This window comes from Pseudomonas sp. GW821-FHT09E12, from assembly GCF_059416085.1.
In genome coordinates, this window is the sequence record NZ_JBWKOM010000007.1 from 356,870 (window position 1) to 382,726 (window position 25,857).

Below are 25,857 nucleotides of genomic sequence, written 5' to 3' on the forward strand. Positions count from 1 at the left end.
GCTCGCCTGGTCCTTGCGTTTTGAAACCGCGCTTTAAAGCCCCGCCAGCTCCCGCAACTGCTTGAGCTCCGCGGCGTCCAGGGCAATCCCCTCGCGCAGGGACTTTTCCCGCTGGCGATGCCGGCGATCCCCCGGCAGGCGCTTGAGCCCTACGCCATGCATCTGGCGGATCAGCTCCTGGCTGCGCTCGGCGAAATTCTGCCCGGCGCCCTTGCTCGGATCGATGACGATCAGCAACTGGCCGGTCCAGGGCGTCTTCGCGCCCGGGTGGTTGGACCAGTCGAACTCGAACGAGAAATGGCCACCCGTCAGCGCCGCCGCCAGCAGCTCGACCATCATCGACAGCGCCGAACCCTTGTGCCCGCCGAACGGCAGCAGCGCGCCGCCTTCAAGAATGGCTTTCGGATCGTCGGTGGGCTGGCCGAGGCCGTCCACGCCCATGCCCGGCGGCAGGCGTTCGCCCTTGCGTGCGGCGATCTGCACGTCGCCATGGGCAATGGCGCTGGTGGCCAGGTCGAAGACAATGGGGTCGCCCCCGGCCTGGGGCGCGGCAAAGGCAATCGGGTTGGTGCCGAACAACGGCCGGTCGGCGCCGTGGGGCACCACGCAGGTCATGCTGTTGACCACGCTCAGGGCGACCAGCCCTTCCTCGGCGAACGGCTCGACGTCCGGCCACAGCGCGGCGAAGTGATGGGAATTGCGGATGGCCAGAATGGCGATCCCGGCGTTGCGCGCTTTCTCCACCAGCAACGCCCGCGCCGCCGCCAGCGCCGGTTGGGCGAAACCGTTGCCGGCATCGACCCGGACAAAGGCCGGGGCCACGTCTTCGACCACCGGCACAGCCTTGCCGTTGACCCAGCCGCTGTTAAGGGTCGAGACATAACCGGGAATACGGAACACGCCATGACTGTGGGCGCCGTCGCGCTCGGCAGCGGCACAGTTGTGCGCCAGGCTGCGCGCCACTTCGGCGCTGGTGCCATGGCGCAGAAAGATCGTTTCCAGCAGTTTCACCAGTGCCTCGAGCGACAGGTGTTCCTGCGGTGTTTCAACAGCCGGGGGCGATACAGACATCTGGAGCTCCGGATTAATTATTGGAATGGGCTACAGCGCATGAGAAGGCAACCAAGTGAGTGCGCCCGACGATTAAACAACGCTTTGCGCGCGCCCTGTCAACCTCGGCCATAACCTTGCACCGGCGATGCCAGCAAGAGACAGAGCCGCCACCAACACGCCGTCAGCCGAGGATGGCGCGCCGGAGCTCGGCAAGGTGGCAGTGGCGATGACCGCGGCCAGGGTGTTTTGATCATTTTTTCACTCCCGCTGTGGATACTGCTGACAAAAGTCCTGTGTTTCAGAGGCTTTGCTCCAAAAATAACCTCAACTTTGATATGCATTAGCCATGACGGCGGTTCTCCAAGCCTGGCTGCGAAGGGTAGAATGCGCGAAACCAGGAAGAGCCAATGAGCGAACAGCACCTCACAGAAGCCGAATACGACGCCATCACCGATGCCGCCGCGCAGTGGTGCATGCGTCTGCATGCCGCGGACTGTACGGCCGCCGAACGCCAGGCCTTCGAGCAATGGCGCGACGCCCACCCGCTGCATGCCTTCGAATACGAAGCGATGCAGGAAATCTGGGAAGTCGCCGACCATCTGCCTCGCCCTCAAGCCACCACCGTCCTGCCCTTGCCGGCGCCGCGCAAACCCTGGCGCGCCTACGGCATGGCCGCGGCGATCAGCGCCCTGGCCCTGCCCCTGGCCGCCTACAGCGGCTGGAGCCTGGGCTGGCTGCCCTCCTCCTACGAACATTTCCAGGCCGACGGCAGCATGCGCCAGGTGACCCTGGCCGACGGCAGCCAGGTCGAACTCAACCTGGGCACCGAGATGACCTACAGCAACTACAAGGACCAGCGCCGGGTCACCCTGAAAAAAGGCGAAGCCTTCTTCAAGGTCAGCCACGACAGCGCCCATCCGTTCGTGGTCAAGGCAGCCAGCGGCCAGGTCCGGGTCACCGGTACCGAGTTCAATGTCTGGATGTACGAGGATCAGGTGCGGGTCACCCTGCTCGAAGGTTCGGTGCTGGTGAACAGCGACAACAGCCACCCCGACGCTGGCTTGCCTCTCGATCCGGGCATGCAGGCGCGTTATCGCCAGGGCGATTACCAGCCACTGATCAGCCAGACCGCTGCCAACGACAGCTCGCTGGCCTGGCGCCAGGGCAAGCTGGTGCTGGACAACCTGGCGCTCGGCGAGGCCCTGCCGCTGATCAACCGCTACCTCAGCAAGCCGGTGATGCTGGCCGACAGCGCCACGGGCAACATTCGGGTCGGCGGCATCTACGACGTCACCGCGGTCAAGAGCCTGGTGACCACGCTGCCCAAAGTGTTGCCGGTGTACCTGACCCGCAACCAGGACGGCAACCCGGTCGTCAATTCGCTGCCAGGCACCGCGCCAAAAAGCTGAAGGCCGCTACCCTCGCGGGTGCGGCCTGCGCTTGACGGCAGATTGAACGCGCTTACTGAGTCGCGACCTTGCGCAACCGATCATCCACTTCGTGAATCACCTGCAACCGATACTGCGGGTCCGCCTGGATCTGCTGCTCGGTGAACGGCAACACACTCCACTGCTTCTTCGAGAACGCCTCGGTCTGGTCCCGCGAGTGCGGCGACGCCGGGTCGCTGGACAGGGAAAACGCCAGCAGGCCCTGGGCATGCGGGCCCTGCTCGTCGAAGGTCACCACTTGCAGGTAACTGGTACCGCTGACCACCTCACGCTTGCCGTCGGCCGCGGGAACGCTCTGGATCGCGTTGTACACGCCCAGGCTGGCCGGGCCGCCATGAATCGGCGTCTGCCGGCCGCCGCTGCTGACCACCTGGATATCGCCCCAACGGCTTTCGGCCTTCAGGCCCGACTCGGCCACCTGTTGCACCGAGGCCAGCATCGCCGCGCGCAGCGCCTTGGCCACCGGCGGCCGGTCGATCGCCAGGCCGCGCGGCGTGTGCTGCGGGTCCCGGGCATCGAAGGCCACGCGCCAGCGATTATCGACCGCCTCCAGCTGCTCCATGACGTTGCGAAAATGCACCAAGCCCACTCCGCTTTGCAGGTTGGCGCTGCGGTCCCAGGCCTTGAGGCTGGCACACAGCGGCGCCAGGGCCCGGGCATCGCTGCCCAGGTCGGCGGCACAGAACTGCAGCAGGTCCGGCATCACCTGCCCGGCCTGGTACACCTGGTCGTCCATCACCATGTGCTTGAGGTCGGCGGCGCTCAGCGGCTCGCCCTTGCCCGTGCCGATCAGGCGATTCAGGGCAAAACGCGCGCGCTGCCCCAGCGGCAGGTCCTGCTGGCTGATCAGCGGCGAGAAGCCTTGCAGCGGCGCGGCCGGGTTGACCATCCACGCCGAGTCGTTGGAGTTCTGCACGTAATCGCTGCGCAACAGTTGCGGCAGCTGGCTGGCCGGATAGATGCCCTTTTGCGCGGCGGCCGGGTCGATGTCCCAGGCACAGGCCGCGCGGGAACCGTCGAGAATGATCAGTTGGGTGCCGATCCGCGGGTCGCTGCAGTGGGCGAGTTTTTCCGCGCTGACGTTGGGCACCACCGACTGGTTCATGTACAGCGTCTGGCCCTGGTCATCCACGGCCAGGGTATTGACCCAGGGAATGCCCTGCAGCCGATGCACCGACGCCTGCAGTTCCTTGAGGCTGCGGGCCTGGTTCATCGCGTACCACTGTTGTAGCACCCGGTCGTTTTCCAGGTTGGCGTCGCGCAGGCTGTAGGCGAAGCGGTTGTCCCAGTCCAGCTTGCCGGGCCACTGCACCAGCGGGCCGAATTGCGAGCTGTAGACACTGTGGCTGACGGTCGTGAGCTGGCCGTCCTCGCCCTGCACCTTGACGCTGACCACTTGTTTCTCCAACGGCAGGGACTTGCCGTCGAGCAGGTAGCGGGTCGAGTCCTTGGGGTCCAGTTGCAGGCGGTACAGGGTGAAATGCTTGGAGGTGTCCACCGTGTGGGTCCAGGCCAGGTGCTGGCTGAAACCGATATTGATCATCGGCAGGCCGGGCAAGGCGGCCCCCATGACGTCCAGCTTGCCGGGAATGGTCAGGTGCATCTGGTAGAAGCGCATGCCGCCCACCCATGGAAAATGCGGGTTGGCCAGCAACATGCCGCGACCATTGAACGAGCGCTCGCGCCCCACGGCCACCGCGTTGCTGCCGCGGTCCAGGGCGAACCGCTGGCCGCGGGCATCCGCCTGGGCAAAGGCCTGGGCCGATGGCTTCAGCTGCGCCGTGGCGGATGGCGGGGTCGCGCCCACCAGGGCTTCGGCGAACTGGCCGACGCCACCCTCCACCAACAGCCGGCGAGTCAGCTTGACCAGGTCCAGGGCGGTCAACGGCCGTACCCAGTCACCCTGGCACTGCTCGGGCAGGCCCTGGGCCCGGCGCTCGGCCAGGGAGCGGTTATAGCCAGCGACATACCCTTCGATCAGTTGCCGCACCTGCGGGGTCTGCGCCTGCCAGAAGCCGAACACCGCCTGGGGCGTGTTCAGCCAGTTGAAGAACAGGTCGCTGGTGAGGTTTTCCCGTTGCTCGACGGTCTGCTGCTGTGGGCCGAAATACTTCGAACGCTCGCCATTGACCGTCAGCACTTCGTTGGCCAGCAGGCACAAGTTGTCCTGGGCATAGGCATAGCCGATACCGTAACCCAGCCCGCGTTCGTCGGCGGCGCGAATATGCGGGACGCCAAAACCGGTGCGGCGAATATCGGCGCTTGCCTCGCCGCCCTGGACCTCGCGTCCCTGAGCCACAAGGCTCAGCCCGAGAAACAAACCCGCAAGGCAAAACCTGGGCAACTGGCTGGAAATAATCACGCCGACTCCTGATCGAAAGAAGATGCACAACCCAGGCTGGCGCGGCATGCCGATGAGCACACAGGGGATACGGATTCCAGCCCGGTAAAGGACGGCGCGACCCGGTATCAGCCAAAGCCCGCCTGCCCTTACAGACGAAACCGCCACGGAAAATTTAGCGCCCTCGCGCCAGGCGCCGATCGCCCGCCAACCTGACGACGACAAAGCCCTCACAAATTTTCTACAACTGATTCCTCATGATTTGCGCGGCTCGTTCGTCTAGTTATGTGAGAGCACCCGTCATTTTCCTGATCAGGCTCTGAAAAGGAGTTTTTGCATGTACGACCCGCAACTGCCAACGGATGGCCACACCGCACAACCCGCGTCCTCCCTGAACGCCGGCGCCGGTGTCTTCGGCAAGCAAGCCGAGCGCAACCGCAACGAACGCATCAGGCACCTGCTCAAGAGCTTCGGCCTGCGCACCAGCCTGATTCGCCTGAAAGTCATCGATGCCTTGCTGCAGGCAGCCGAAAGCCAGCGCGCCCTGGGGGTGCGAGGCATTCACAGTCATTTGCTGGAGCTGGATATCCCGCTGTCGTTCCTCAGCGTGCGCGAGGTGTTGAAGCGGCTGTGCAGCGAAGGCGTGATTACCCTCAATGCAGACAAGAGCTTCAGCCTGCATCAACAGGCTGAAGCCATACTCGACGGCCGCGACTGAGGCCGCCTGGGGTGTCTCTCAAGGCTTGACCTTGCGCCGCATCACGCCATTGATCACGACCACGGTCACCGCCACGCCAATGGCGATGTACTGGAACATTTTCTCGGTGATCATTCCAGCGTTCTGCAGGTAAGAAAGGCCAAGCATGATTCCCAGTACCACCAGGGAAATCACAATCGAATAGATCAAGCGTTGCTTCTGGGTCATTGCGGGTTCCTGAACCTGTAAAGGTGCGGCCTGAAAATGCCGCATGTAAATGTATCGACTCTGTATCGAAACAGATGCCAAACGCCTACCGAGAATCGGGGATGGGCGCGGGCGAACGGGGTCTCATGTTACAGCCGCCGAAGAGTTTTCGCTGCATCGCGGCGGTTTTAACCCCAGAGCCCTTTGAGGACTGCGCAATGTTCCGTCGAATCGCCCGGCTGATTCCCCTGCTGGCGATGCTGGCCCTGTCCGGCTGCATCATCTTCCCTCACGACGGCTGGCATCACCGCCATTACGACGGCGGCCCCGGCTACTACTACCACCGCTAAGTCATCCAGAGCGCCAGTATTTCCCCCCCTTGTAACCCACCACGAAATTGCCCGACGCCCGCCTCGCCGCGGGCGTCTGTCTTTACTGTCGAGCTACGCCAGCCGGGTGTTGTGAATCCCCGGCTGGGCGAACAACTCCACCAGCCAGTCGACGAACACCCGGACCCGCGTCGACAGGTGCCGGTGCGGCGGGTACAGCGCGCTCAACGGCATCCTGGGTGGCGGGATGTGCCGGAGCACTTCGCTCAGGCGACCTTCGGCCAACTGCTGGGCGACGTGATAGTAAGGCGTCTGCACCAACCCATAGCCGGCCTCGCAGGCGGCCAGGTAGCCATCGGCGCTGTTGACCGACACCTGCTTGGGCAGCTCCGGCAACAGCACCTGGCCCTGCACCTCGAACTCCAGGCCATAACGCTTGCCGCTGACGCTGGAGAAATACTCGATCATCTGATGCCCGGCCAGCTCGTCCAGGCTCTGCGGCACACCGCGCTGGCGCAGGTAGGCGGGACTGGCACAAGTCACCTGCTCCAGCGCCAGCAACGGCCGGGCCACCAGCGAGTCGTCGAGGCACAGGCCGCCGCGCAACACGCAGTCCACCCCTTCGCGGATCAGGTCCACCGGCCGGTCGTTGAGGCCGATTTCCAGGTCGACCAGCGGGTAGCGCTCGGAGAACGCCGGCAACGCCGGGATCACCACCAGCCGCCCGATCCCCGCTGGCATGTCGATGCGCAAGGTGCCGCGCGGGTTGTGGCGCGCGGCGGAAAACACCGCTTCGGTTTCCTCAAGGTCCGCCAGCAGCCGCACGCAACGCTGATAATAGGCGGCGCCGTCCAGGGTCGGTGTGACCTGGCGGGTGGTGCGCAACAGCAGCTGCACGCCCAGATGCGCCTCCAACTGTTTGATCAGCACCGTCACCGAGGCCCGGGGCATCTGCAGGCTGTCGGCGGCCTTGGCGAAACCGCCGAGGTCGACGATGCGGGTGAACACACGCATGGCATTAAAACGGTCCATTGGCTTGGCCTGTCGCGGATTATTTAGAAATTACGAATAGTGATAGCGCTTTTAGCCGGTTTATCTTGTTTTTGTCGAGGAGAACAATGGCCGCCACCCCATCCACCGGAGCTTCTCCTATGCAAACCCGTCAACTGGGCAAGAACGGCCCGCAAGTGTCAGCCATCGGCCTTGGCTGCATGGGCATGACCGATTTCTACACCACCGGCACCGATACCCGGGAAGCCACCGCCACCTTGCATCGCGCCCTGGAACTGGGGATCAACCTGCTGGACACCGCCGACATGTACGGCCCCCACAGCAACGAAATCCTGATCGGCCAGGCGATCCGCGGCAAACGCGACCAGGTGTTCCTGGCCAGCAAGTTCGGCATCGTGCGCAACCCCGGCGACCCGGCGGCGCGCGGAGTGAACGGCCGCCCCGACTACATTCGCCAGGCGATCGACGGCACCTTGCAGCGCCTGGGCGTGGACACCCTGGACCTGTATTACCAGCACCGCATCGACCCGGACGTGGCCATCGAGGAAACCGTCGGCGCCATGGCCGAGCTGGTGCGGGCCGGCAAGGTCCGCTACCTGGGGCTCAGCGAAGCCTCGGCGGCAACGCTGGAGCGGGCCCACAAGGTGCATCCGATCAGCGCCCTGCAAAGCGAATATTCGTTGTGGAGCCGCGACCAGGAAGACAACGGCTGCCTGGCGGCCTGCCAGCGCCTGGGCATCGCCTTTGTGCCCTACAGCCCGCTGGGTCGAGGCTTTCTCACTGGCGCCCTGAAGAGCCCGGAGGATTTCGCCGCCGACGACTACCGGCGTTTCAGCCCGCGCTTCCAGGGTGAGAACTTCACCAGGAACCTGCTGCTGGTGGAACAGGTCAAGCAACTCGCGGCGGCCAAGGGCATCACCGCCGGGCAACTGGCCCTGGCCTGGGTGCTGGCGCAGGGCGATTACCTGATCCCGATTCCGGGCACCAAGCAACGCAAGTACCTGGAGGAGAATGTCGCCGCGCTGCAAGTCCGCCTCGACGCTGACGAACTGCAGGCCCTGGAACGGATCTTCACCCCCGACGCCACTGCCGGCGAGCGTTACCCGCACGCGGTGATGGCCTTGCTCGACCGGTAAACAGCCAGCCACAAAAAAGGCCCTCGACCGGTTTATCGGTCGAGGGCCTTTGTTTGTCGCCTCACGCCTTGGTGGAGCGATTCTTGTCGGTCACCGTGGTGCCGTTGCCCTTGCCGTAGCTTTGCAGGTTCTGCAGCACGTAGATGGCTTTCTTGTACTCGGGGATCAGGTAGTTGGCGTACTTGTTGCCTTTGAGGTTGTTGCTCTGGATGGTGTCCAGCTGGATCGCGAAATACTCCAGGGCGTTGAACTTGGCCTCCGGGTCTTTCTGCACGCCAAAGCGATCGAACTTGTCGCCGGCATTGAGCAGGGTCATCGCCGTCACGTCGCTGATCAGGCCCTTTTCTTTCAGGAACGTACTCATGTTGCCCAGTTGCTTGGCGCTGACGTTCTCCGGATCGAACCCCTTGATCTGCTTGTGCAGCTTCATTTCATCCATCTTGAACACGTTCAGCGCCAGCGGGTTCTGGCCGACCAGGGCCAGCATCTGCTTGACCTTGACGCTCTGGCTGACCGGCTTGCCCCGGGTGCCAGTGTCCTGCACCAGCAGACCGGCCTTGCTGGTCCAGCCGCCGACATATCCGATTGTCATAAAAGACTCCTGTGTACGGGCTTTCGACATACGTCTTGCGCGGCCAACAAGAGGATCGCGCAAGTTCAACTAAGAAACGTCTGAAAAGCCTGATTGAGGGAAAACGATGGTCGCGAGTATCGACGCGCCAGGGCGTCTCACCAACAAATATTTCTGGTTTTTACAATTTTTGTACATTTCCGATACAAATGCCGGAAGGCCCGTTTTTGCTGGCCGAAACAATTGTTTAACAATCAAACCCATGACAACTAAGCAGTGATTTTCGGCCTCTAGCGTAGCGACTGGTTAGTTGCCTGGACGGGCTTGTCCGAAGTCCGCCGAACGGTCTGTTCCACACCTCCATGACAGGCGCAGGGGCAACTATATTTGAGGGTCCCTACAACAAGGAGGTGCATCATGGAACAACGTCAGCAGCACCTTTTGGACGAGCTCATCTGCCATGAGCTCTACATCGACGCGCCGATCGATACCGTCTACTACTACGTGACTCAGCCGGATCGCTGGCCCGAGTGGCATCCCGCGTCCCTGCGCGCCGACACCGGCCTGGCTGGCTCATTGCCAGCGGGGCATCGCTTCGGCAAAACCATCGACCTGCTCGGCCTGCAGATCCACCTGAGCTGCCGGGTGCTGGTCGCGGTATTTCCCAAGGAGTTCAAGATCGTCTTCAGTTCTGCGCCAGCAGACGGCTCGATCCACTATCAGTTGTGCAAATACGGGGACGGAACCCTGTTCAAGCGCACCCTGCACTACTGCTCTGACCTCAACCTGCTCAGCCTGCGCCCGCGTATCGAGCACTTGTCCCAACTGGCGCTGGCCAACCTCAAGCGCAACCTGGAACAGATCGCCCACTGATCCGGCAACGGGTGGCGCCCCACTGGCTGACAAATCTGTAATCTTCACCTCAGTTTTCTGACAGGCCGCGCCACTTAAGGTCGCCCCATACCTGACCAGCAGGATCGAGGGAGCCTTGGGGCATGCATGTAAAACCCACACGACGCAGTTTTATCAAGGGCCTGGCCGCCGGCGGCGTACTGGCCGGCACCGGGCTGTGGCAACAGCCGCTCTGGGCACGCAGCGAAGACGGCCAACTGCCCGCCCTCAGCGGCCAGCAGTTCGACCTGTTCATCGGTGAATCCCAGGTCAACTACAGCGGCACCTCGCGCACCGCGATGACCATCAACGGCGGCCTGCCCGGCCCGCTGCTGCGCTGGCGCGAGGGCGACACCGTGACCATCCGGGTGCGCAACCGCCTCCAGGAGGACACCTCGATCCACTGGCACGGCCTGATCCTGCCGGCCAACATGGACGGCGTGCCGGGCCTGAGCTTCCACGGCATCGCCCCCGGCGGCCTCTACGAATACCGCTTCAAGGTCCGGCAGAACGGCACCTACTGGTACCACAGCCACTCGGGCCTGCAGGAACAGGCCGGGGTCTACGGGCCACTGGTGATCGAGGCCCGCGAACCGGAACCCTTCCAGTACGACCGCGACTACGTGGTGATGCTCAGCGACTGGAGCGACGAGGCGCCCGAGCGCCTGATGAACATCCTGAAAAAGCAGCCCGGCTACTACAACTTCCACAAGCGCACGGTCGGCGACTTTATCGAGGACGTCAGCCGCGACGGCTGGGCGGCCACCCTCGCCGATCGCAAGATGTGGGCGCAGATGAAAATGACCCCCACCGACCTGGCGGACGTCAGCGGTTATACCTACACCTACCTGATCAACGGCCAGAGCCCCGGCGGCAACTGGACCGGGCTGTTCAAGCCCGGCGAGAAGCTGCGCCTGCGCCTGATCAACGGCTCGGCCATGAGCTACTTCGACCTGCGCATTCCCGGTCTGAAGATGACGGTGGTCGCCGCCGACGGCCAGTATGTGCAGCCGGTCAGCGTCGATGAACTGCGCATCGCCGTGGCGGAAACCTACGACGTGCTGGTCGAGCCCGGCTCGCAGGAGGCCTACACCCTGTTCGCCCAGGCCATGGACCGCAGCGGCTATGCCCGCGGCACCCTGAGCCAGCGTCCGGGACTGAGCGCGCCCGTGCCGCCCCTGGACCCGCGGCCGCTGATCAGCATGGCCGACATGGGCATGGATCACGGCAGCATGGCTGGCATGGGCGACATGCCCGGCATGGATCATGGCCAGATGCAGGGCATGGACCACGACCAGATGCAGGGGATGAATTCCAGCAACATGGCCGGTATGGACCACAGCGGCATGTCGGGCATGGACCACGGCACCATGGGCGGCGCCATGCAAAGCCACCCGGCCTCGGAAGACGGCAACCCGCTGGTGGACATGCAGACCATGAGCCCGACGCCGAAACTCGCCGACCCAGGTATCGGCCTGCGCGACAACGGCCGTCGGGTACTGACCTACGCCGACCTGCGCAGCACCTTCGAAGACCCCGACGGGCGCGAACCGAGCCGCACCATTGAGCTGCACCTGACCGGGCACATGGAAAAATTCGCCTGGTCGTTCGACGGCATCAAGTTCAGCGACGCCGAGCCCCTGCGCCTGACCTATGGCGAGCGGGTACGCATCACCCTGGTCAACGACACCATGATGACCCACCCCATCCACCTGCACGGCATGTGGAGCGACCTGGAAGACGAACAGGGGCGCTTCCTGGTGCGCAAGCACACGATCGACATGCCGCCGGGCAGCAAGCGCAGTTACCGGGTGACCGCCGATGCCCTGGGGCGCTGGGCCTATCACTGCCACCTGCTGTTCCACATGGAGATGGGCATGTTTCGCGAAGTACGAGTGGACGAAGCCGGGAGCACCGCATGATGCCGAAAAACGCCTTGACCCTGTTCACCACCCTGCTCGGCCTCGGCGCCGCCACCTTGCAGGCCGCCGAAAGCATGGATCACTCCAGCATGGATCATGCGTCCATGCCGGCTTCCTCCATGCAAGGCAACCCGATGCCGGGCATGGACCACAGCCAGATGACCGGCATGGACGACGAACCGCTGCAGACCATGGAACCCGCCGCGCCCACCCAAAGCCGCACGCCGATCCCGGTACTCACCGACGCCGACCGCCGCGCCGCCTTCCCGCCGGTGGCCGGCCACGGCGTGCACGACAAGGCGATCAACTCGCTGTGGCTGGTCGATCGCCTGGAGTACCAGGACGCCGATGACGGCAGTGCCCTGGCCTGGGAAATGAACGGTTGGATCGGCGGCGACATCGACCGGCTGTGGCTGCGCAGCGAAGGCGAGCGCACTAACGGCCGGACCGAAAACGCCCAGGTCGAGGCGCTCTGGGGCCATGCCATCGGCCCCTGGTGGGATCTGGTCAGCGGCGTGCGCCAGGACTTCAAGCCCGGCGCGCCACAGACCTGGGCCGCCCTCGGGCTGCAAGGCATGGCCCTGTACAACTTCGAAAGCCAGGCCACCGCCTACCTCGGCGAAGGCGGCCAGAGCGCCCTGGAATTCCAGGCCGAATACGACATCCTGCTGACCAACCGCCTGATCCTGCAGCCCAACGCAGAGGTCAGCCTGTACGGCAAGAACGACCCGCAACGGGGCATCGGCTCGGGGCTCTCCTCGCTGGAGGCCGGCCTGCGCCTGCGCTACGAGCTGCACCGCCAGTTCGCGCCCTACGTCGGCGTGACCTGGAGCCGCAGCTACGGCAAGACCGCGGACTACGCCCGTGAAGAAGGCGAAGACAACAGCGAAGCCCGCCTGGTGCTCGGTGTGCGCCTGTGGTTCTGACTTCCCTTCAATAGATAACTAAAAACAGCACGCGGCCAATGCCGCCTGGAGCCTTGCATGTCCCACCTCAAGCATCTCGTCATCGCCGCCACTTTCGGTGCCGGCCTGTTACTCACTGGCGTCGCCCAGGCGCACCCCAAGCTGCTGGCCTCGACCCCGGCCGAAGGCGCCAAGGGCGCGGCGCCGGCGAAGATCGAACTGCAATTCTCGGAACCCCTCACCACCCAGTTCTCCGGGGCTCGGCTGCTGATGACCGGCATGCCCGGGATGAGTCACGCACCGATGCCGGTCAAGGCCAGCGTGGCCGGCGGCGGCGATCCGAAAAGCATGATCATCAGCCCCGCCGCCCCGCTCGCGAAGGGCAGCTACAAAGTCGAGTGGCGGGCGGTGTCCGCCGACACCCATCCGATCACCGGCAACCTGACCTTCGAAGTCAACTGAGCCATGGGCGAACTCATCAACCTCGCCCTGCGTTTTGCCCTGTACCTCGATCTGACGCTGCTATTCGGCCTGGCGCTGTTCAGCCTTTACGGGTTGCGTGGTGCACAGAGCCAATGGCGTTTTCGCCGGCCTCTGGCGACCGCCCTGGTGCTGGGCGCGCTGCTGTCAGGCGCCGCGCTGCTGGAACTGGCGCTGTCGATGAGTGGCGCGACCAGCCTGGTCGAACTGGACCCGGCGCTGCTGTCTGCGCTCATGCTGGAAACCGCTGTCGGCCAAAGCTGGCTGCTACGCCTGGCGGCGTTGCTGCTGGCGGGGGGGCTGCTTCTGTTCAGCGGTGGCTGGCCGAGGTTCACCCTATACGGCCTGATTCTGTGCACAGCGGCAGCCCTGGCCACCCTGGCCTGGGGCGGCCACGGGGCGATGAGCGAAGGCGGCCGGCATTACCTGCACCTGGGCAGCGACATCCTGCATTTACTGGGCGCCGGCGCCTGGTTGGGGGCACTGGCGGCTTTCGCCCTGCTGCTTCGCCGTAGCGCCTGCGAAGACGAACCGCAGGCAGGCCACCTGCTCGATGCCCTGAAGGGGTTTGCCAGCCTGGGCACGCTGATCGTGGTCGTCCTGACCATCAGCGGTGTGCTCAACTACCTGCTGATCGTCGGCCCGGACCTGGCAACGTTGAGCGCCAGCACCTATGGCCTGCTCCTCAGCCTGAAGGTGGCGGTGTTCGCCAGCATGCTGGTGTTCGCCGCATTGAACCGCTTCCATCTGGTTCCGCAGCTGGAGCAGGCGCTGCACCAGGCCTCGCCCCAGGCAGCCCTGCCCGCCTTGCGTCGCAGCATGGTCCTGGAACTGGCGGCGGCCCTGTTGATCCTAGGCCTGGTGGCCATGCTCGGCATCCTGAGCCCGGTTCCCGAATGAACACCTATCGCGGGCACGCTTCTGTAGGAGCGAGGCTTGCCCGCGATGAACGACAACGCGCAGTACCAGACAACCTGAATGGCCAGCGCTCGGTATAACGTTGAAACACAAGCGCTGCGCCGCGCTCGAGAAAAGTAGCAAAATACGCCACCCTGTCGGCCCAACACCGCGCCCCAAGGCGCCCTGATGATCAAGAGACTTCCTATGAACAACACTCTGCGCCTGGCAGCCCTGTCTGCCCTGCTCGTCGGCTCCCTGGCCCAGGCCGCCGACCTGATCCCGATCGATGTGCACCGCGATGCCAACTGCGGTTGCTGCAAGAAATGGATCGAGCACCTGCAAGCCAACGGCTTCAAGGTCAACGACCACGTCGAAAGCAACATGAGCGAAGTCAAGCAGCGCCTGGGCGTGGCCCCGCGCCTGGCGTCGTGCCACACCGCGGTGATCAACGGCAAATTCGTCGAAGGCCATGTACCGGCGGACCAGGTGCTGGCCCTGAGCAAGCGCGATGACCTGCTCGGCGTCGCCGCCCCCGGCATGCCCATGGGCTCGCCCGGCATGGAAATGGACGGCATGCCCGCCGACGCCTACCAGGTTATCGGCCTGACCAAGGACGGCAAGGACGTGGTGGTCGCGGACTACCCGGCCCATTGATCCTCACCGCCTGCCTCGGCCTGTTCCTGGCGGCCTTCGGCGCCGCCACCCTGCTGCCGCTGCAATCCGAGGCCGTGCTGGTGGGGCTGCTGCTCAACGGCCAGCACCCGGTCTGGCTGCTGCTGGCCGTCGCCACCCTCGGCAATGTCCTGGGTTCCCTAGTGAACTGGTGGCTGGGCCAGCGCCTGGAACACTACAAGGACCGCCGCTGGTTCCCCGTCGGCCCACGCCATCTGCAACGGGCCCGCAGCCATTACCAGCGCTACGGCCACTGGTCCCTGCTGCTGAGCTGGCTGCCGATCATCGGCGACCCGCTGACCCTGGTGGCCGGAATCATGGGCGAACCGCTAAAGCGCTTCCTGCTGATCGTCACCCTGGCCAAGGGCGCGCGGTATGGCGTGCTGGCCTGGATGACCCTCGGCTGGGTCGGTTGAGCTGACGGGGTACGCCTCCAGGCTGACCACGAAGGGAACGTTTCACCCTGGCGATGGCCTCTGCTTATTAATGTCGCGCTATCACGCCGCGCCAGGATCAGCTCATTTCCCTCGGAGGTCATGTATGTCCCTAAGCCCCACCCGCCGGAGCCTCGCCTGCTGGTTACCCGGCCTGTTGCTGACCGCCGCCCTGCCCGCCCTTGCCGCCGAAGGCCCGGCCTACGGTCCCGAGTTGCAAGGCTTCGACTATCCCTACCCGCTGCAGCACTTTGCCTTCGAGTCCCAGGGCCAGGCCTTGCAGATGGGGTATATGGATGTGCCGGCCAAGGGCACGCCCAACGGTCGCAGCGTGCTGCTGATGCACGGCAAGAATTTCTGCGGCGCGACCTGGGACACCTCGATCAAGGCCTTGAGCGACGCCGGCTACCGGGTCATAGCCCCAGACCAGATCGGCTTTTGCACCTCCAGCAAGCCCGAGCACTATCAATACAGCTTCCAGCAACTGGCGCAGAACACCCGGCAACTGCTGGACCGGCTGGGCGTCCGGCAGGTCAGCCTGCTGGGCCATTCCACCGGCGGCATGCTGGCCACCCGTTATGCCCTGCAATACCCCGAGCAGGTGCAGCAACTGGCGCTGGTCAACCCGATCGGCCTGGAAGACTGGAAGGCCCTCGGCGTGCCCTACCGCAGCGTCGACCAGTGGTACGCCCGCGAGCTCAAGCTGTCGGCCGAGGGTATCCGCAACTATGAACGCAGCACCTATTACGACGGCCGCTGGCAGCCGGAATTCGAGCGCTGGGTGGACATGCTCGCCGGCCTCAACAAGGGCCCGGGGCACACACGGGTGGCGTGGAACTCGGCACTGATTTACGACATGATCTTCACCCAGCCGGTGTACTACGAGTTCAAGGACCTGAAGATGCCAACCCTGCTGTTGATCGGCACCTCCGACACCACGGCGATCGGCAGCGATATCGCGCCGCCGGCGGTCAAGGCGCGGATCGGCAACTACCAGGTGCTGGGCAAGCAGGTGGCCGGGCTCATCCCGCACTCGACCCTGATCGAGTTCCCGGGCCTGGGCCACGCCCCGCAGATGGAACAACCGGCGCAATTCCACCAGGCCCTGCTGGGCTGGCTGGCGTCACATTGATGCGTTTTCCCCGGAGCCTTCATGAGTGTGCAGATCGCGGTAATCGATGATTGGCAGGACGTTGCCCGTGACGTCGTGGACTGGTCGGTGCTGGCGGGTATTGGCCAGGTCAGCTTTATCCATGACTACCCCAGTGACACCGCCGCCATGAGCGAGCGCCTGGCGCCGTTCGAGGTGATCTGCGTGATGCGCGAGCGCAGCCGTTTCGACGCGGCCCTGCTGCGCAGCCTGCCGCGGCTCAAGCTGCTGCTCACCGGTGGCATGCGCAATGCCGCCATCGACCTGGCCGCAGCGACCCGCCTGGGCATCCAGGTGTGCGGCACCGACAGTTACAAGCACGCGGCGCCGGAGCTGACCTGGGCGCTGATCATGGCCCAGACCCGCAACCTGCTCAGCGAAGCCAGCGCGCTGCGCGCCGGCCTCTGGCAACAGGGGCTGGGCGGCGACCTGCACGGCAAGACCCTGGGCATTCTCGGCCTGGGCAGCATCGGCCAGCGGGTGGCGCAGTTCGGCCAGGTGTTCGGCATGCGGGTGATCGCCTGGAGCGAGAACCTCACCGCCGAACGGGCCGCGGCGGCCGGCGTGACCTACGTGAACAAGCAGCAGCTGTTCGAACAGGCCGACGTACTCTCGGTGCATCTGGTGCTCAGCGAACGCAGCCGCGGCCTGGTGGACGCCCAGGCGCTGGCCTGGATGAAGCCCTCGGCGCTGCTGGTCAACACCGCCCGCGGGCCGATCGTCGATGAAGCGGCGCTGATCAGCGCCCTCGAACGCGGGCGCCTGGCCGGCGCGGCGCTGGATGTGTTCGAGCAGGAGCCGCTGCCCCTCGATCATCCGCTGCGCCGCCTGCCCAACGTGCTGGCCACGCCCCATGTCGGTTATGTCAGCCAACAGAACTACCGACAGTTCTTCGCCCAGATGATCGAAGACATCCAGGCCTGGGCCGCCGGCCAGCCGATCCGCCAGTTGGGCTGAACCACGCCAGGGCATTGCGCCAGCACTGCCCTGCACCATCATCGAGCGCCAGCACCTTCACCCCGCACCGCTCCCTTGCAGCCCCTCACCGTTTTCGCGCCAAGGCGAAAAAGCCTCGCCCCTGGCCGGTGCGCGAGACTGCCTTTCGTCGGCTTTATTCCGGGGCAGCGCAACCTTCGCCCCGAGAAAACCTAATCGTCACGCCCGCGCTCTAACTTCTGTCCTAGACTGGAATTCGAAAAGTGACCGGACAGTCACTCCCAGGGAAATAAAGTCGAAACTTTTGGCTCACGCCTTGGGTCAGGTTAAAGGTAGGGCCTTCGCGACTGGTGCAATCCTTGCAATGGCCCCTTCACCCTCTTTGCGTCGACGCATGAGGCTGCGTTCGGCTTTCGCATGCGCAACGTTTTTTGTGCCCGGCCACCGGATTGGCCTTTTGACACCGCCGGCAGATGCCAGGAACAGATCAATAAAACGGGAGAAACAGATGACCAGTGCCGTATTGCAAACCCAGGGAAAGCATCCTCTGCCGCTGGCCGGTGAAACGGTCTCCACATCGATTCTCGCCCCAGGTGGCAAGACGTCACTGCCCTTGATCCGCCACAACCCCAATCGCAAGAAGGTCCTGTTCGTCACTTCGGAAATCGCCGACCTGGTCAAGACCGGCGGCCTGGGCGACGTGTCGGCCGCCCTGCCCCGCGCCATGGCGCACCTGCACGATGTACGCCTGCTGATCCCTGGCTACCGGCAGGTGATGCACAGCGAAAACCCGATTCATATCATTGGCGAGCTGGGCGGCCACGCGGCCCTGCCGGCCTGCAAGATCGGGCGCATGGACATGCCCGACGGCCTGGTGATCTATGTGCTGATCTGCCCCGAACTCTATGAGCGCGAAGGCACGCCCTACGGCGCCAACAACGGCCGCGACTGGCCAGACAACCATATCCGCTTCGCCCGCCTGGGCCTGGCCGCCGCCGACATCGCCGCCAACCTGGCACAGATCCACTGGTGCCCGGACCTGGTGCACGCCCATGACTGGCCCGCCGGGCTCGCGCCGGCCTATATGCACTGGCGCGGGCAACGCACGCCGACCCTGTTCACCATCCATAACCTGGCGTACCAGGGCGTGGTCAGCCTGGCTTCCTGCCCGGAGCTGGGCATCCCCGAACATGCCCTGCAACAGGAAGGCATGGAGTTCTACGGCAAGCTGTCGTTCCTCAAGGCGGGCATGGCCTACGCCAGCCACATCACCACCGTCAGCGCCACCTATGCCCAGGAAATCACCACCCCGGCCTTCGGCTGCGGGCTTGACGGTTTCCTCGCCAGCAAGACCCAGCAAGGCCTGCTCAGCGGCATCCCCAACGGCATCGACGAAAGCTGGGACGCCGCCACCGACCCGCACCTGTCCACCCCCTTCGCCATTGGCAACTGGCAAGGCAAGGCCGCCAATGCCACCCATGTGCGGCAGATGTTCGGCCTCGACCCCAGCAGCGGCCCGCTGTTCGCGGTGGTCTCGCGCCTGGTCTACCAGAAAGGCCTGGACCTTACCGAAGGCGTGGCCGAGTACATCGTCAAGTCCGGCGGCCAGATCGCCATCATCGGCCGCGGCGAGCCGGAGGAAGAACAGGCCATGCGCGCCCTGGCCGCGCGTTTCCCCGGGCGCATCGGGGTGAACATCGGTTTCAACGAAACCGACGCCCGCCGCATGTTCGCCGGCAGCGATTTCCTGCTGATGCCTTCGCGCTACGAGCCCTGCGGCCTGAGCCAGATGTACGCCCAGCGCTTCGGTTCGCTGCCGGTGGCGCGCAATACCGGCGGCCTGGCCGACACTATCGAGAACGGCGTCACCGGTTTTCTGTTCGACGAATCCACCGTGGCCAGCTACCAAGAGGCCCTGAGCCGCGCCTTCAAGGTGTTCGCCTATCCGCAGTTGCTCAACGCCATGCGCTGCCGGGCCATGGCCGCACCCTTCAACTGGTGCAAGGCGGTGGAACCCTACGCCGAACTCTATGAACAGCTGGTGGCCAAGGCCTTGGGAAAATCGGCCAAACCCTGAGAGGGCACCCTGGATGCCGTCAAGGACTCTGGAAACCTGGCCCCACGGCGCTACTGCGCTCGATACCGAGCGCACCCGCTTTGCCCTCTGGGCGCCGAACGCACAGCACATCAGCGTCGAACTCGAAGACGGCGTGTCGCTGCCCATGCAGCCCCAGGCCAACGGCTGGTTCATGGTCATAGGCCAGTGCCCGCCCGGCACCCGCTACCGCTTCAATGTCGATGACCAGATCCGCGTGCCCGACCCGGCGTCCCGGGCCCAGGACGGCGACATCGACGGCCCCAGCCTGGTGGTCGATCCCCGGGCCTATCGCTGGCGGCACCCGCACTGGCAAGGCCGGCCGTGGCACGAAGCGGTGATCTACGAGCTGCATGTGGGCGTGCTCGGCGGTTACCGCGCAGTGGAAAAACACCTGCCACGCCTGGCCGAGCTGGGCATCACCGCCATCGAGCTGATGCCCCTGGCGGAGTTTCCCGGCGATCGCAATTGGGGCTACGACGGCGTCCTGCCTTATGCGCCGGAAGCCTCCTACGGTTCGCCCGACGACCTCAAGCACCTGATCGACTGCGCCCACGGCCTGGGCTTGGCGGTGATGCTCGATGTGGTCTACAACCACTTCGGCCCCGACGGCAATTACCTGCACCACTACGCCAAGGCCTTCTTCAGGGAAGACCGGCACACGCCCTGGGGCGCGGCCATCGACTTTCGCCGCCAGCCCGTGCGCGACTTCTTTATCGACAATACCCTGATGTGGCTGCTGGAGTACCGCTTCGACGGCCTGCGCCTGGATGCCGTGCATGCGATCGACGACCCGGACTTCCTGCATGAGCTGGCGCATCGGGTGCGCCGCCGGATCGACCCGGCGCGGCAGGTCTGGCTGACCGTGGAAAACGAATACAACCAGGCCAGCCTGCTGGAGCAGCACTTCGACGCGCAGTGGAACGACGATGGCCACAACGCCCTGCATGTGCTGCTCACCGGGGAGACCGACGCCTACTACGCCGACTTCGCCGAACGCCCCACCGAGAAACTGGCGCGCTGCCTGAGCCAGGGCTTCGCCTACCAGGGCCACATCACCCGCCACGGCACCCCTCGCGGCGAACCCAGCAGCCATTTGCCGCCCAGCGCCTTCGTGCTGTTTTTGCAAAACCACGACCAGATCGGCAACCGCGCCTTCGGCGAGCGCCTGGTGCGCCTGGCCGAGCCACAGGCATTGCAGGCGGCCACGGTGCTGTTGCTGCTGTCGCCGATGATCCCGCTGCTGTTCATGGGCGACGAACTGGCGGCGCCGCAGCCCTTCCTGTTTTTCACCAGTCACCACGGCGAACTGGCGGACGCGGTGCGCGAGGGCCGACGCGGCGAATTCGCCGCCTTCAGCGCCTTCGCCGATCCGCATAAACGCGAGCAGATTCCCGACCCGAACGCGCCGGACACCTTCCTCGCGTCGAGGCCGCAGGCGGACCCGGTCCAGGGCGAGCAGACCCTGGCGCTGTATCGCCAGCTGTTGCAACTGCGCCGCGAGCACATCGTGCCCTGCCTGCCCGGCGCCGAAGCCCTGGGCGCCGAGGTGCTGGCCGAAGGCGCGCTCTGTGCCCGCTGGCGCCTGGGCAATGGCCAGGAACTGCGCATCGACCTCAACCTGAGCCCGCACAACGTCGAGCAACAGCCGCCAAGCGCGGCGCAGCGCCTGTTCGAATACCCGGCCCAGGCGTTCGAGCGGTTGCACCAAGGCACTCTCGCCCCCTATAGCGCGCTGGTCAGCCTCGGCGCAGTCGCCCCCACGCCAGACCTTGACGGAGAACACCCATGAGCGACGCGCAACTGGAAATCCTCGCCAGCCGGGCCGGCCTGGCCGTCGACTGGATCGACGCCAACGGCCGCCCGCAACGGGTCGAGCCACGGGTGCTGCGCGCCGTGCTGGCCAGCCTTGGCCATCCGGCCGACAACGACCGGCAGATCGAAGCCAGCCTGCGCCAGCTGCTACAGGTGCAGCAGAGCCGGCAACTGCCGCCGCTGCTGACCGCCGACGCCGGCCAGGGCCTGGACCTCGGGCATTACTTCGCGCCGGACACGCCCTGCGAAATCCACCTGGAAGACGGCGGTGTGCTCAACCTCAGGCTGGACGCCAACTCCATGCTGCCGGGCCTGGTGCCGGTGGGTTATCAGGAGGTGAGCATCGCCGGCCAGCACTTCACCCTGGCCGTGGCGCCCGAGCGCTGCTACAGCGTCGCCGACGCCGTGGACCAGGCCACGCCCCGTGCCTGGGGCCTGAGCGTGCAGCTGTATTCGCTGCGCCGCGCAGGCGATGGCGGTTATGGTGATACCCAAGCGCTCGAAGACTTGGTCCGGGTCGCCGGCGAACGGGGCGCCGAGGCCGTGGCCATCAGCCCGCTGCATGCCATGTTCAGCAGCGACACCGGCCGCTACAGCCCCTATTCACCGTCCAGCCGGTTGTTTCTCAACAACCTGTACGCCGCGCCCGGGACCATTCTCGGCGAGCGGGCCTGGCGCAGCGCGATCGATGCCAGCGGCCTCGGGCCGCAACTGCAACAGCTGGAACAACAGCCGATGGTCGACTGGCCGGTGGCGGCCCACGCCCGGCAGAAAGTCCTGCGCGCGCTTTATGACGGCTTCTGCCAGGGCGAGCATCCGCTGCACCAGGACTTCGCCAGCTTCCGCCACGCCAGTGGCGAGGCCCTGGAAAACCACTGCCGCTTCGAAGCCATCCAGGCCCAGCGCGCGGCCCGCGGCGAAAGCCTCGACTGGCGCGAATGGCCCGACGCCTGGCGCACCCCACGCAGCCCGGCGCTGGCGCAGTTCGCCGAGGAGCACGCCGCCGATATCGGCTTTTATGCCTTCTGCCAATGGCTGATCGCCCGTTGCCTGGAGCGGGTGCAGGCCACCGCCCGCAGCAGCGGCATGGGCATCGGCCTGATCGCCGACCTGGCGGTGGGCGCCGACGGCGGCGGCAGCCAGGCCTGGAGCCGCCAGGACGAACTGCTGGCGGCGCTGACCGTCGGCGCGCCGCCGGACATTCTCAATCGCCAGGGCCAGGGCTGGGGCATTTCCGCCTTTTCCCCGGAGGGCCTGGTGCGCAATGGCTTCCACGCTTTCATCGAAATGCTCCGGGCCAACTTCGCCCATGCCGGCGGCCTGCGCATCGACCATGTGATGGGGTTGCAGCGGCTGTGGGTGATCCCCCTCGGCGCCCCGCCCTGCGACGGCGCCTACCTGTATTACCCGGTGGACGACCTGCTGCGCCTGCTGACCCTGGAATCGCACCGGCACCAGGCGATCGTCCTCGGCGAGGACCTCGGCACGGTGCCCGACGGCCTGCGGGAAAAACTCAGCGCGCGGGCCATGCTCGGCATGCGCGTGTTGCTGTTCGAGCAGGAGCACGGCACGCATTTCCGGCCGATCCTCGACTGGCCGGACAACGCCCTGGCCACCACCAGCACCCACGACCTGCCGACCCTCAACGGCTGGTGGCAGGGCCGCGACATCGACTGGAGCGCGCGCCTGGGCCTGGTGGACGCAAGCGGCGAAACCCATTGGCGCGAACATCGCCAGCGCGAACGCGAGGGCCTGCGCCACGCCCTGAGTCGCGACCCGCAGAATTTTCGTGAAGACACTCACGAAGCCGATCAGGTGGTGGACGCCAGCGTGCGCTTCCTCGGCCATACCCGCGCACCGCTGGTGCTGCTGCCCCTGGAGGACGCCCTGGGCATCGACGAACAGGCCAACCTGCCCGGCACCCTCGACAGCCATCCCAACTGGCGTCGGCGCCTGGCCGGCAGCAGCGCGGCCTTGCTCGACGACCCGGACGCCGCGCGCCGCCTGGAGCTGCTGGCCTGCGCCCGGCAACAGGCCCACGAGCGCGACCGATGAAGGATTCCACGCACCACAGCCCGCCCATGCGGGCCACCCTGCGCCTGCAGTTTCATCGCGGCTTCACTCTCGACGACGCGGTGCCGCTGGTGCCCTACTTCGCCCGCCTGGGCATCAGCCACCTGTACGCCTCGCCGCTGCTGTGCGCCCGCGCCGGCTCGATGCATGGCTACGACGTGGTCGACCCGACCCGGGTCAACCCCGAACTGGGTGGCGAGGCCGCCCTGGAGCGCCTGGTCCGCAGCCTGCGCCAGCACGACATGGGCCTGCTGCTGGATATCGTCTCCAACCACATGGCGGTCGGCGGCGCGGACAATCCCTGGTGGCAGGACCTGCTGCGCTGGGGCCGCCTGAGCCCCTACGGCGAATTCTTCGATATCCAGTGGCACTCCCCCGACCCCTTGCTGGAAGGCCAGTTGCTGCTGCCGTTCCTCGGCAGCGACTACGGCGTGGCCCTGCAGGAAGGCGCGCTGAGGCTGTGCTTCGATGCCGAACGGGGCGAGTTTCATGTCGAGCATTACCAGCATCATTTCCCGATCTGCCCCAGCGACTATGGCGAACTGTTGCGGCTCCAGGGCGAGACCGACGCCGAACCGGCCGAGCGTCTCAAGCCATTGGCCGATGCCTTCAGCACCCTGCGCTACCAGTCCGACGCCCACACTCAGGCCGAGCCTCTGCAACAGCAGCTGCAGGACGCCGCCCGTGACCCGCAGGTCCGCGCGGCCATCGAGCAGCACCTGGCGCGCTACGATTCGCGCCAGCCGCAGGGTTTCGCCCGCCTGCACGCCCTGCTGGAGCAGCAGAGCTACCGCCTGGCCAGCTGGCGCACCGCGGCGGACGACATCAACTGGCGGCGTTTCTTCGACGTCAACGAGCTGGGTGGGCTACGGGTCGAGCGCCCGGCGGTGTTCGAGGCCACCCACGGCAAAATCTTCCAGTTGATCGCCGCCGGCCTGGTGGACGGGCTGCGCATCGACCATATCGACGGCCTGGCCGATCCCCGCGGCTACTGCCGCAAACTGCGGCGCCGGGTCGACGCCCTGCGTCCCGGCCAGCACTTGCCGATCTATGTCGAGAAGATCCTCGGCGCTGGCGAAACCCTGCGCCGCGACTGGGGCATGGACGGCAGCACCGGCTATGAGTTCATGAACCAGCTGTCGCTGCTGCAACACGACCCGCAAGGCGCCGCCCCCCTGGCCGAACTCTGGAGCCGGCACAGCGAACGGCCGGCGGCCTTTCTCGAAGAGGCCCGGCTGGCGCGCCAGCAATTGCTCAACGGCTCGCTGGCCAGCGATTTCGAAAGCGTGGCCCAGGCCCTGCTGCAAGTGGCGCGCAACGACGTGATGAGCCGCGACTTGACCCTCGGCGCCATTCGCCGTGCCTTGCAGGAACTGATCGTGCACTTCCCGGTGTACCGCACCTACATCGGTGCCTGCGGGCGCTCGGCGACAGATGAGGGGTTTTTCCAGCAGGCCTTGCAAGGCGCCCGTGACACCCTGGGCGAAACCGACTGGCCAGTGCTGGCCTACCTGCAACAGTGGCTCGGCGGCCGCGGCTGGCGCCAGCTGCCGCCGGGGCGCCCGCGCAAGGTGCTCAAGCATGCCTGCGTGCGCTTCCAGCAACTGACCTCGCCGGCGGCGGCCAAGGCGGTGGAAGACACCGCGCTCTATCGCTCGGCGGTGCTGCTGTCGCGCAACGATGTGGGTTTCTCCACCGAACAGTTCTGCGCCCCGGTGGAAGATTTCCACGCCGCCTGCCGCGAGCGCCTGGAGGCTTTCCCCGACAACCTGCTGGCCAGTGCCACCCACGACCACAAGCGCGGCGAAGATACCCGCGCGCGCCTGGCGGTACTCAGCGAACTCGGCCCCTGGTACGTCGAACAGGTGGAACACTGGCGCGGCCTGGCCCAGGCCCTGCGCAGCGATCCCCAGGCGCCCGGCGCCGGCGACGAGCTGATCCTCTATCAGGCCCTGCTCGGCAGCTGGCCGCTGGAACTGCACAGCGACGACCGCCAGGGCCTGCGCGACTATGCCCAGCGCCTCTGGCAATGGCAGGAAAAAGCCCTGCGCGAAGCCAAGCTGCACAGCAGCTGGGCGGCGGCCAACGAGGCCTATGAAAGTGCCGTGCACCACTTCATCGAGCGCCTGTTGCTCAGCCCCGAGGGCCTGCCGTTGCGCAGCGCCATAGGCGCGGCCGTCCAGGTCATCGCGCCCGCTGGCGCCCTCAACGGCCTGGCTCAATCCTTGCTGCGCATGACCGTGCCCGGCGTGCCGGACCTGTATCAGGGCAACGAGTTCTGGGACTTCAGCCTGGTGGACCCGGACAACCGTCGCCCGGTGGATTTCGCCGCCCGACAGCAGGCTCTGGACCCTTGCGGCGAAACCATGGAACTGTTGGCCCACTGGCGTGACGGGCGTATCAAGCAGGCCCTGATCGCCGCCACGCTGGCGCGCCGGGGCGAGTACCCGCAGCTGTTTCGCCGGGGCACTTACCAGCCGCTGCCGGTACAGGGCCGACACGCCGGCAAGGTGCTGGCCTTCATGCGCGAACACCAGGGCCAGCGCGCCGTGGTGATCGTGCCCAGGCTGGTCGCCGGGCTGCTGGAAAGCGGCGCGCAACCGCGGGTCAACGCGCCGGATTGGGGCGATACGCGTGTGCATCTGCCATTCGCCGCGCCAGGACAAAACCTGAAGGGACTTTTTTCCACGGGGGCAGTCACACCCCACAAGGATCTGATGATCAGCAGCGCATTGCGGGATTTCCCGGTCAACCTTTTCATCCAAACTTGAGTTCAGTTCAGGAGCATTGC

General features: G+C 65.6%; 22 protein-coding genes. 17 read left to right on the forward strand and 5 right to left on the reverse strand.

Annotated elements, in window-relative coordinates; translation table 11 throughout:
* Positions 1-33 precede the first annotated feature (33 nt).
* On the reverse strand, positions 34-1,071 hold the full coding sequence (locus AC07PQ_RS22095; protein WP_493186206.1) for an Ldh family oxidoreductase: 1,038 nt from the start codon (positions 1,069-1,071) through the stop codon (positions 34-36).
* 389 nt (positions 1,072-1,460) lie between these two features.
* Between AC07PQ_RS22095 and AC07PQ_RS22100 the strand changes: the two genes are divergently transcribed.
* Positions 1,461-2,462 (forward strand): FecR family protein, encoded by a 1,002-nt coding sequence (locus AC07PQ_RS22100; RefSeq protein WP_493186205.1) that lies wholly within the window; start codon positions 1,461-1,463, stop codon positions 2,460-2,462.
* Between the two features lie 52 nt (positions 2,463-2,514).
* Here AC07PQ_RS22100 and pvdQ read toward each other — a convergent pair whose 3' ends face one another.
* Complete coding sequence (gene pvdQ, locus AC07PQ_RS22105) at positions 2,515-4,863, reverse strand: bifunctional acylase PvdQ (protein WP_493186204.1); 2,349 nt, start codon at positions 4,861-4,863, stop codon at positions 2,515-2,517.
* A 316-nt stretch (positions 4,864-5,179) separates the two neighbouring features.
* Between pvdQ and AC07PQ_RS22110 the strand changes: the two genes are divergently transcribed.
* Entirely contained in the window at positions 5,180-5,560 is a 381-nt protein-coding gene (locus AC07PQ_RS22110) for a hypothetical protein (RefSeq protein ID WP_007928587.1), read from the forward strand.
* Positions 5,561-5,578: 18 nt separating this feature from the next.
* On the opposite strand, the gene AC07PQ_RS22115 is transcribed toward AC07PQ_RS22110, so the two are convergent.
* On the reverse strand, positions 5,579-5,767 hold the full coding sequence (locus AC07PQ_RS22115; RefSeq protein ID WP_007928588.1) for a hypothetical protein: 189 nt from the start codon (positions 5,765-5,767) through the stop codon (positions 5,579-5,581).
* Between the two features lie 197 nt (positions 5,768-5,964).
* Between AC07PQ_RS22115 and AC07PQ_RS22120 the strand changes: the two genes are divergently transcribed.
* Complete coding sequence (locus AC07PQ_RS22120; protein ID WP_493186203.1) at positions 5,965-6,096, forward strand: hypothetical protein; 132 nt, start codon at positions 5,965-5,967, stop codon at positions 6,094-6,096.
* Positions 6,097-6,189: 93 nt separating this feature from the next.
* Here the strand turns inward: AC07PQ_RS22120 and AC07PQ_RS22125 are convergent, their stop codons facing one another.
* On the reverse strand, positions 6,190-7,107 hold the full coding sequence (locus AC07PQ_RS22125) for a LysR family transcriptional regulator (RefSeq protein WP_101337856.1): 918 nt from the start codon (positions 7,105-7,107) through the stop codon (positions 6,190-6,192).
* Between the two features lie 119 nt (positions 7,108-7,226).
* On the opposite strand from AC07PQ_RS22125, the gene AC07PQ_RS22130 reads away from it, so the two are divergent.
* A complete protein-coding gene (locus tag AC07PQ_RS22130; protein ID WP_493186202.1) occupies positions 7,227-8,222 on the forward strand; it encodes an aldo/keto reductase in 996 nt (331 codons plus the stop codon).
* A 61-nt stretch (positions 8,223-8,283) separates the two neighbouring features.
* On the opposite strand, the gene AC07PQ_RS22135 is transcribed toward AC07PQ_RS22130, so the two are convergent.
* Positions 8,284-8,814 carry a hypothetical protein gene (locus AC07PQ_RS22135; RefSeq protein WP_007928592.1) on the reverse strand — a complete coding sequence of 177 codons (531 nt, stop codon included), beginning with the start codon at positions 8,812-8,814 and terminating at the stop codon, positions 8,284-8,286.
* A 396-nt stretch (positions 8,815-9,210) separates the two neighbouring features.
* Here AC07PQ_RS22135 and AC07PQ_RS22140 point away from each other — a divergent pair, with 396 nt between their 5' ends.
* The 13 genes from AC07PQ_RS22140 (at position 9,211) to AC07PQ_RS22200 (ending at position 25,837) form a co-directional block, all read left to right on the forward strand.
* Positions 9,211-9,666 (forward strand): SRPBCC family protein, encoded by a 456-nt coding sequence (locus AC07PQ_RS22140; protein WP_007928595.1) that lies wholly within the window; start codon positions 9,211-9,213, stop codon positions 9,664-9,666.
* Between the two features lie 122 nt (positions 9,667-9,788).
* Positions 9,789-11,606, forward strand: a complete 1,818-nt coding sequence (locus AC07PQ_RS22145) for a copper resistance system multicopper oxidase (protein WP_493186201.1) — start codon at positions 9,789-9,791, stop codon at positions 11,604-11,606.
* Complete coding sequence (locus tag AC07PQ_RS22150; protein ID WP_493186200.1) at positions 11,603-12,532, forward strand: copper resistance protein B; 930 nt, start codon at positions 11,603-11,605, stop codon at positions 12,530-12,532. The genes AC07PQ_RS22145 and AC07PQ_RS22150 overlap by 4 nt, the downstream gene beginning before the upstream one ends.
* Before the next feature lie 57 nt (positions 12,533-12,589).
* Positions 12,590-12,973, forward strand: a complete 384-nt coding sequence (gene copC / locus AC07PQ_RS22155; protein WP_007926768.1) for a copper homeostasis periplasmic binding protein CopC — start codon at positions 12,590-12,592, stop codon at positions 12,971-12,973.
* 3 nt (positions 12,974-12,976) lie between these two features.
* Positions 12,977-13,891, forward strand: a complete 915-nt coding sequence (copD, locus tag AC07PQ_RS22160) for a copper homeostasis membrane protein CopD (RefSeq protein WP_493186199.1) — start codon at positions 12,977-12,979, stop codon at positions 13,889-13,891.
* 204 nt (positions 13,892-14,095) lie between these two features.
* Positions 14,096-14,545, forward strand: coding sequence for a DUF411 domain-containing protein (locus AC07PQ_RS22165; RefSeq protein WP_007926770.1), 450 nt, complete (start codon positions 14,096-14,098; stop codon positions 14,543-14,545).
* Positions 14,542-14,979 carry a YqaA family protein gene (locus AC07PQ_RS22170; protein WP_150050955.1) on the forward strand — a complete coding sequence of 146 codons (438 nt, stop codon included), beginning with the start codon at positions 14,542-14,544 and terminating at the stop codon, positions 14,977-14,979. The genes AC07PQ_RS22165 and AC07PQ_RS22170 overlap by 4 nt, the downstream gene beginning before the upstream one ends.
* Positions 14,980-15,103: 124 nt before the next feature.
* Positions 15,104-16,129 (forward strand): alpha/beta fold hydrolase, encoded by a 1,026-nt coding sequence (locus AC07PQ_RS22175; RefSeq protein WP_493186198.1) that lies wholly within the window; start codon positions 15,104-15,106, stop codon positions 16,127-16,129.
* 21 nt (positions 16,130-16,150) lie between these two features.
* A complete protein-coding gene (locus tag AC07PQ_RS22180; RefSeq protein ID WP_009043706.1) occupies positions 16,151-17,104 on the forward strand; it encodes a D-2-hydroxyacid dehydrogenase family protein in 954 nt (317 codons plus the stop codon).
* 487 nt (positions 17,105-17,591) lie between these two features.
* Entirely contained in the window at positions 17,592-19,160 is a 1,569-nt protein-coding gene (gene glgA / locus AC07PQ_RS22185; RefSeq protein ID WP_493186197.1) for a glycogen synthase GlgA, read from the forward strand.
* Positions 19,161-19,173: 13 nt separating this feature from the next.
* A complete protein-coding gene (gene treZ / locus AC07PQ_RS22190; protein WP_493186196.1) occupies positions 19,174-20,970 on the forward strand; it encodes a malto-oligosyltrehalose trehalohydrolase in 1,797 nt (598 codons plus the stop codon).
* A complete protein-coding gene (gene malQ, locus AC07PQ_RS22195) occupies positions 20,967-23,048 on the forward strand; it encodes a 4-alpha-glucanotransferase (RefSeq protein ID WP_007926779.1) in 2,082 nt (693 codons plus the stop codon). Before treZ ends, malQ begins: the two co-directional genes overlap by 4 nt.
* Positions 23,045-25,837 carry a malto-oligosyltrehalose synthase gene (locus AC07PQ_RS22200; protein ID WP_493186195.1) on the forward strand — a complete coding sequence of 931 codons (2,793 nt, stop codon included), beginning with the start codon at positions 23,045-23,047 and terminating at the stop codon, positions 25,835-25,837. Before malQ ends, AC07PQ_RS22200 begins: the two co-directional genes overlap by 4 nt.
* The last annotated feature ends 20 nt before the right edge of the window (positions 25,838-25,857 follow it).